The sequence below is a fragment of the Planctomonas sp. JC2975 genome, assembly GCF_012985205.1.
Lineage (GTDB): Bacteria > Actinomycetota > Actinomycetes > Actinomycetales > Microbacteriaceae > Humibacter.
On sequence record NZ_JABEKS010000007.1, the window covers coordinates 1 to 5,341 of the forward strand.

General features: G+C 55.4%; 3 rRNA genes. All 3 read left to right on the forward strand.

Annotation, left to right across the window (positions count from 1 at the left end):
• Positions 1-3 precede the first annotated feature (3 nt).
• The 3 genes from HII28_RS19755 (at position 4) to rrf (ending at position 5,339) form a co-directional block, all read left to right on the forward strand.
• Positions 4-1,528 (forward strand): 16S ribosomal RNA (locus tag HII28_RS19755).
• Between the two features lie 428 nt (positions 1,529-1,956).
• Positions 1,957-5,073 (forward strand): 23S ribosomal RNA (locus HII28_RS19760).
• Between the two features lie 149 nt (positions 5,074-5,222).
• Positions 5,223-5,339 (forward strand): 5S ribosomal RNA (rrf, locus tag HII28_RS19765).
• Together the 16S, 23S and 5S rRNA genes form the textbook arrangement of a ribosomal RNA operon.
• Positions 5,340-5,341 lie beyond the last annotated feature (2 nt).

Sequence of the window (5,341 nt, forward strand, 5' to 3'; positions counted from 1 at the left end):
TTTTTTATGGAGAGTTTGATCCTGGCTCAGGACGAACGCTGGCGGCGTGCTTAACACATGCAAGTCGAACGATGAACTGCGGAGCTTGCTCTGCGGGGATTAGTGGCGAACGGGTGAGTAACACGTGAGCAATCTGCCCCGGACTCTGGGATAAGCGCTGGAAACGGCGTCTAATACTGGATATGACGCGCGAAGGCATCTTCTGCGTGTGGAAAGATTTTTCGGTTCGGGATGAGCTCGCGGCCTATCAGCTTGTTGGTGAGGTAATGGCTTACCAAGGCGACGACGGGTAGCCGGCCTGAGAGGGTGACCGGCCACACTGGGACTGAGACACGGCCCAGACTCCTACGGGAGGCAGCAGTGGGGAATATTGCACAATGGGCGCAAGCCTGATGCAGCAACGCCGCGTGAGGGATGACGGCCTTCGGGTTGTAAACCTCTTTTAGCAGGGAAGAAGCGAAAGTGACGGTACCTGCAGAAAAAGCACCGGCTAACTACGTGCCAGCAGCCGCGGTAATACGTAGGGTGCGAGCGTTGTCCGGAATTATTGGGCGTAAAGAGCTCGTAGGCGGTCTGTCGCGTCTGCTGTGAAATCCCGAGGCTCAACCTCGGGTCTGCAGTGGGTACGGGCAGACTAGAGTGCGGTAGGGGAGAATGGAACTCCTGGTGTAGCGGTGGAATGCGCAGATATCAGGAAGAACACCGATGGCGAAGGCAGTTCTCTGGGCCGTAACTGACGCTGAGGAGCGAAAGCGTGGGGAGCGAACAGGATTAGATACCCTGGTAGTCCACGCCGTAAACGTTGGGCGCTAGATGTGGGGACCATTCCACGGTTTCCGTGTCGCAGCTAACGCATTAAGCGCCCCGCCTGGGGAGTACGGCCGCAAGGCTAAAACTCAAAGGAATTGACGGGGGCCCGCACAAGCGGCGGAGCATGCGGATTAATTCGATGCAACGCGAAGAACCTTACCAAGGCTTGACATATACCGGAAACGGCCAGAGATGGTCGCCCCGCAAGGTCGGTATACAGGTGGTGCATGGTTGTCGTCAGCTCGTGTCGTGAGATGTTGGGTTAAGTCCCGCAACGAGCGCAACCCTCGTTCTATGTTGCCAGCACGTTATGGTGGGAACTCATAGGAGACTGCCGGGGTCAACTCGGAGGAAGGTGGGGATGACGTCAAATCATCATGCCCCTTATGTCTTGGGCTTCACGCATGCTACAATGGCCGGTACAAAGGGCTGCGATACCGTAAGGTGGAGCGAATCCCAAAAAGCCGGTCTCAGTTCGGATTGAGGTCTGCAACTCGACCTCATGAAGTCGGAGTCGCTAGTAATCGCAGATCAGCAACGCTGCGGTGAATACGTTCCCGGGCCTTGTACACACCGCCCGTCAAGTCATGAAAGTCGGTAACACCCGAAGCCGGTGGCCCAACCCTTGTGGAGGGAGCCGTCGAAGGTGGGATCGGTGATTAGGACTAAGTCGTAACAAGGTAGCCGTACCGGAAGGTGCGGCTGGATCACCTCCTTTCTAAGGAGCACTGGCACCTTTTAGGTGTCCAGGCGCCAGGTCCGAGACGAATGTTCTCGGCTGGTTGCTCATGGGTGGAACATTGACATAGGCCTTCAGATGAAGGGTTCGAAGCTAGTACGGCCGCAAGGCAAGGAACGTTTCGGGTCTGGAGTGTGGGGGCATGCACGCTGTTGGGTCCTGAGGGACCGGGCCGGCCGTAGGGTCGTACCTGAACCTCTGGACCCTTTCCTTGTCTGGTCTTTTGGCTGGCGGGGGAGGGTACCGACCGTATTTTGAGAACTACACAGTGGACGCGAGCATCTTAGAAGCAAGCCTTCGGGTTTGTTTCACAAGATCTTGTTTTCAGTACTTTTTGTACTGACTTATAGATCATTGGTCAATCTGCTCACCTTCGGGTGGGCCGATCGATTCTAAAACTCATGTGATTTCAAGTTTCTAAGAGCAAACGGTGGATGCCTTGGCATCTGGAGCCGAAGAAGGACGTAGCAATCTGCGATAAGCCTCGGGGAGTTGATAAGCGAACTTTGATCCGAGGGTGTCCGAATGGGGAAACCCGGCCAGGCCCTTTGTGGTGACCTGGTTACTCCCGCCTGAATATATAGGGCGGGTAGAGGGAACGTGGGGAAGTGAAACATCTCAGTACCCACAGGAAGAGAAAACAACAGTGATTCCGTTAGTAGTGGCGAGCGAACGCGGATCAGGCTAAACCGATCATGTGTGATAGCCGGCAGGCGTTGCATGGTCGGGGTTGTGGGACTTTCCTTGTTGTTCTGCCGAACAGCGAACGTGATGCGTGGATATAGGCGAACGGTTTTGAATGGCCGGTCATAGAGGGTGCGAACCCCGTAGCCGAAATGTGTGACGCAGCGTGGAGAGTATCCCAAGTAGCACGGGGCCCGAGAAATCCCGTGTGAATCTGTCAGGACCACCTGATAAGCCTAAATACTCCCAGATGACCGATAGCGGACAAGTACCGTGAGGGAAAGGTGAAAAGTACCCCGGGAGGGGAGTGAAATAGTACCTGAAACCGTTTGCTTACAAACCGTTGGAGCCTCCTTGTTGGGGTGACAGCGTGCCTTTTGAAGAATGAGCCTGCGAGTTAGCGATATGTGGCGAGGTTAACCCGTGTGGGGTAGCCGTAGCGAAAGCGAGTCTGAATAGGGCGATTTCAGTCGCATGTCCTAGACCCGAAGCGAAGTGATCTACCCATGGCCAGGTTGAAGCGACGGTAAGACGTCGTGGAGGACCGAACCCACTTCAGTTGAAAATGGAGGGGATGAGCTGTGGGTAGGGGTGAAAGGCCAATCAAACTTCGTGATAGCTGGTTCTCTCCGAAATGCATTTAGGTGCAGCGTTGCGTGTTTCTTGCCGGAGGTAGAGCTACTGGATGGCCGATGGGCCCTACAAGGTTACTGACGTCAGCCAAACTCCGAATGCCGGTAAGTGAGAGCGCAGCAGTGAGACGGTGGGGGATAAGCTTCATCGTCGAGAGGGAAACAACCCAGACCACCAACTAAGGTCCCTAAGCGCGTGCTAAGTGGGAAAGGATGTGGAGTTGCACAGACAACCAGGAGGTTGGCTTAGAAGCAGCCACCCTTGAAAGAGTGCGTAATAGCTCACTGGTCAAGTGATTCCGCGCCGACAATGTAACGGGGCTCAAGCACGCCACCGAAGTTGTGGCATTGACATTAGTGGTAGGCCTTCGTGGTCCAGCCGTGTTGATGGGTAGGAGAGCGTCGTGTGCCGGGTGAAGCGGCGGAGTGATCCAGCCGTGGACGGCACACGAGTGAGAATGCAGGCATGAGTAGCGAAAGACGGGTGAGAAACCCGTCCTCCGAAAGACCAAGGGTTCCAGGGCCAGGCTAATCCGCCCTGGGTAAGTCGGGACCTAAGGCGAGGCCGACAGGCGTAGTCGATGGACAACGGGTTGATATTCCCGTACCGGCGAAGAACCGCCCCAGTCAATCCAGTGATGCTAAGAGCCCGAAACCCTGTTTCGATCCCTTCGGGGTGAGATCCGGGGAGGTAGCGCTCGACCCTATGCTGGTGCGGCTAGCGTATTAACAGGTGTGACGCAGGAAGGTAGCCGATGCCGGGCGATGGTTGTCCCGGTGCAAGTGCGTAGGCCGAGAGATAGGCAAATCCGTCTCTCATTCAGGCTGAGACACGATGCGGACCCGTTTGGGGAAGTTGGTGATCCTATGCTGCCGAGAAAAGCATCGACGCGAGGTTCCAGCCGCCCGTACCCTAAACCGACTCAGGTGGTCAGGTAGAGAATACCAAGGAGATCGAGAGAATCGTGGTTAAGGAACTCGGCAAAATGCCCCCGTAACTTCGGGAGAAGGGGGGCCTGAGGCGTGTAGGCACTTGCTGCCGAAGCGTTTGAAGGCCGCAGAGACCAGTGGGAAGCGACTGTTTACTAAAAACACAGGTCCGTGCCAAGTCGCAAGACGATGTATACGGACTGACGCCTGCCCGGTGCTGGAAGGTTAAGAGGAAGGGTTAGCGCAAGCGAAGCTCAGAATTTAAGCCCCAGTAAACGGCGGTGGTAACTATAACCATCCTAAGGTAGCGAAATTCCTTGTCGGGTAAGTTCCGACCTGCACGAATGGCGTAACGACTTCCCAGCTGTCTCAACCGCGAACTCGGCGAAATTGCACTACGAGTAAAGATGCTCGTTACGCGCAGCAGGACGGAAAGACCCCGTGACCTTTACTACAGCTTGGTATTGGTGTTCGGTGTGGCTTGTGTAGGATAGGTGGGAGACTATGAAGCGGGCACGCTAGTGTTCGTGGAGTCATTGTTGAAATACCACTCTGGTCACTCTGGATGTCTAACTTAGAACCGTAATCCGGTTCAGGGACAGTGCCTGGTGGGTAGTTTAACTGGGGCGGTTGCCTCCTAAAGAGTAACGGAGGCGCCCAAAGGTTCCCTCAACCTGGTTGGCAATCAGGTGTCGAGTGTAAGTGCACAAGGGAGCTTGACTGTGAGACTGACAGGTCGAGCAGGGACGAAAGTCGGGACTAGTGATCCGGCAGTGGCTTGTGGAAGCGCTGTCGCTCAACGGATAAAAGGTACCTCGGGGATAACAGGCTGATCTTGCCCAAGAGTCCATATCGACGGCATGGTTTGGCACCTCGATGTCGGCTCGTCGCATCCTGGGGCTGGAGTAGGTCCCAAGGGTTGGGCTGTTCGCCCATTAAAGCGGTACGCGAGCTGGGTTTAGAACGTCGTGAGACAGTTCGGTCCCTATCCGCTGCGCGCGTAGGAAGTTTGAGAGGATCTGACCCTAGTACGAGAGGACCGGGTTGGACGAACCTCTGGTGTGTCAGTTGTTCCGCCAGGAGCACCGCTGATTAGCTACGTTCGGGATGGATAACCGCTGAAAGCATCTAAGCGGGAAGCCGGCCTCAAGATGAGACTTCCATACCTTTTAGGTGAGAGGCTCCCAGCCAGACGACTGGGTTGATAGGCCGGATGTGGAAGCAGGGACTAAAGACCTGTGCAGCTGACCGGTACTAATAAGCCGATAACTTGATAATCACTATTCCCATACACGTTTGCAAAAAGGCTCGTATGGGAAGCCTGAAGATAACTCGCGTCCACTGAGTGGTTCCCGATGTACGGTCGGGGAACCAAACAAGCAGCAACAACGCTAGCTTGACGTTCACTTTTGATACATCAATAGTGTTTCGGCGGCCATAGCGAGAGGGAAACGCCCGGTCACATTCCGAACCCGGAAGCTAAGACTCTCAGCGCCGATGGTACTGCAAGGGGGACCTTGTGGGAGAGTAGGACACCGCCGGACTT